Origin of the sequence: Albidovulum sp., from assembly GCF_049646345.1 — a bacterium.
Taxonomy (GTDB): Bacteria; Pseudomonadota; Alphaproteobacteria; order Rhodobacterales; family Rhodobacteraceae; genus Albidovulum.
Genome location: NZ_JBARVQ010000113.1, coordinates 1 through 2,296, shown reverse-complemented (window position 1 = coordinate 2,296; position 2,296 = coordinate 1). Strand labels below are relative to the sequence as shown.

Below are 2,296 nucleotides of genomic sequence, written 5' to 3'. Positions count from 1 at the left end.
ATCCACCACCAGCCATCCGCGAGGCCGGGAATGGGGCTCAGCCAGCCGCCGAAGAACAGCAGGCTCATCAGCGCGCACATCAGGAAGATGGCGATGTATTCACCGGCCATGAAAAGAAGGTAGGGGGTCGAGGAATATTCGACCATGAAGCCTGCGACGAGTTCAGACTCCGCCTCTGGCAGATCGAATGGCGGGCGGTTGGTTTCGGCCAGTGCCGAGATGAAGAACAGGACCACCATCGGCAGATGCGGCAGCCAGTACCAGTTGAAGAGGCCGAGATTGCCGTCCTGCGCGGCGACGATAGCGGAGAAGTTCATGCTTCCGGTGGAGATGATCACCCCGATGATGATCAGACCGAGAGAGACCTCATAGGAAATCATCTGCGCGGCCGAGCGAAGCGAGCCGAGGAACGGGTATTTGGAGTTCGACGCCCAGCCGCCCATGATCACGCCGTAGACCTCAAGCGAGGAAACGGCGAAGACGAAAAGGATCGCCACGTTGATATCGGCCAGAACCCAGCCCGGATGGAACGGGATCACTGCCCAGGCCAGCACCGCCAGCACGAAAGACAGAAGGGGTGCGAGGAAGAAGACGAACTTGTCGGCACCGGCGGGCACGACGATTTCCTTGACCACATATTTCAGCGCGTCGGCCACCGATTGCAGCAGCCCGAAGGCGCCCACAACGTTCGGGCCCTTGCGCATCTGCACCGCCGCCCAGATCTTCCGGTCGCCATAGACGAGGAAGAGAAGCGACAGCATCACGAAGGCGATGATACCCAAACCCTGCACGACGATCAGAAGGAACGTGCCAAAAGGTGTTGCCAGAAACTCTGCCATATTTGTCCCCAGTTCCGTCCTTCTTCAGACCGTTGGTATGCCGCGTTGGGCGCAATCGGCCGCCGTCACTTCCGCGTCGATCATTTTCGCGCCACGGGGCAGTGTCGGCGTGATGCTGTAAACAGCATCCGCGCTCCAAACGCCACCCTCTTCGTTCACATAAACCCGCAGCTTGCGGGCAAATCCGTATTCTTTTTCCATCGCATAGCCCGCGACGACACAGGTCACGTAGTCCTCGACCTCGGCCGCGTCCTCGGCGTTTTCCATCGTCACCAGAAAGCCGTAGAGATCATCGCCCATGCCCAAGGGGTCGCCGCCACGATAGACCGGTTCGCGGGCCGCCGCCTCGGTTCCGGTACAGGCCGAGAGCCCGCCCGTCAGGACGAGTGCCAGAACCGGTATCGCGGGCCAGTGACGCATGCTTACTCCGCCGCCATCGGCTTGTCGGTGCGCGCCTTGGCCAGCGCCGACAGTTCCGCCATGAGTTGCGAGGCCCGCGCAATCGGGTTGGTCAGATAGAAATCCGCGACCGCGCCAACAAAGCTCGCCTTGCCCATTGCCTTGATCTGCAGCGGCTGCCAGTCGTTCCCGGCCACCTGATCGACGGCACCCAGATGCGGATGCGCCGCGACCAGCGCCTTGCGCAGAGCGGCCAGAGAATCCCAAGGCAGCACCGCGCCCAGTTCGGCCGAGAGCGCGCGCAGGATCGCCCAGTTTTCCTTTGCTTCGCCGGGCGCAAAGCCCGCCCGCATGGCCAGTTGCGGCCGCCCTTCCGTGTTGACGAAAAGGCCGTTTTCCTCGGTATAGGCGGCGGCGGGCAGGATGATGTCGGCCCGGTGCGCGCCGCGATCCCCATGGCTGCCCTGATAGATGACGGTGGCACCGGCGGCGATATCCACCTCATCCGCGCCGAGATTGTAGATCACCTCGGCCCCGTCGATGGCGGCAGGAAGCCCGCCCTCGGTCACGGCCCCCACATCCATCGCGCCAACGCGGGCCGCAGCGGTGTGCAGCACCATCAGCTTTGACTGCGTCGCCTCGGCCAGTTTCATCGCATGGGCCAGAACCGCAGCGCCATCGGCTTCGCGGATCGCGCCCTGCCCGACGATCACCACCGAGGGCTGGTCAAGAACCGCGCCGTATTTGTGACCCAGAAGAGAGAAGAGCGCCGAGCGGTCGGTGCCGACATGGGCGTAATCATAGGTCAGATCGACCGCCTCGCCCACCAGACCGACCTTGGCACCATTCGCCCATGCCTTGCGGATACGGGCGTTCAGAACCGGCGCTTCGACACGCGGGTTGGTTCCGACAAGCTGGATGAACTTGGCATTGTCGATATCCTCGATCGTCGCGGTGCCGACATAGGCCGACCGGTTGCCCGCAGGCAGTTTTGCGCCGTCGGTGCGGCATTCGACCGTGCCACCCTGCCCTTCGATCAACTGCTTCAGGCTGAAGGC

Annotated in this window: 3 protein-coding genes; all 3 read right to left on the bottom strand. The window is 63.0% G+C overall.

Annotation, left to right across the window (positions count from 1 at the left end):
* Window positions 1-839, bottom strand: an 839-nt coding sequence (gene nuoH / locus WBB85_RS02920) for an NADH-quinone oxidoreductase subunit NuoH (RefSeq protein ID WP_432637126.1), incomplete at its 3' end; no start/stop codon positions are given.
* A gap of 24 nt (window positions 840-863) precedes the next feature.
* Window positions 864-1,259: a hypothetical protein gene (locus WBB85_RS02915; RefSeq protein WP_432637125.1), complete on the bottom strand. Its 396-nt coding sequence runs from the start codon at window positions 1,257-1,259 to the stop codon at window positions 864-866.
* A 2-nt stretch (window positions 1,260-1,261) separates the two neighbouring features.
* The coding region (locus tag WBB85_RS02910) for a molybdopterin-dependent oxidoreductase (RefSeq protein ID WP_432637124.1) at window positions 1,262-2,296 on the bottom strand (1,035 nt) is incomplete at its 5' end.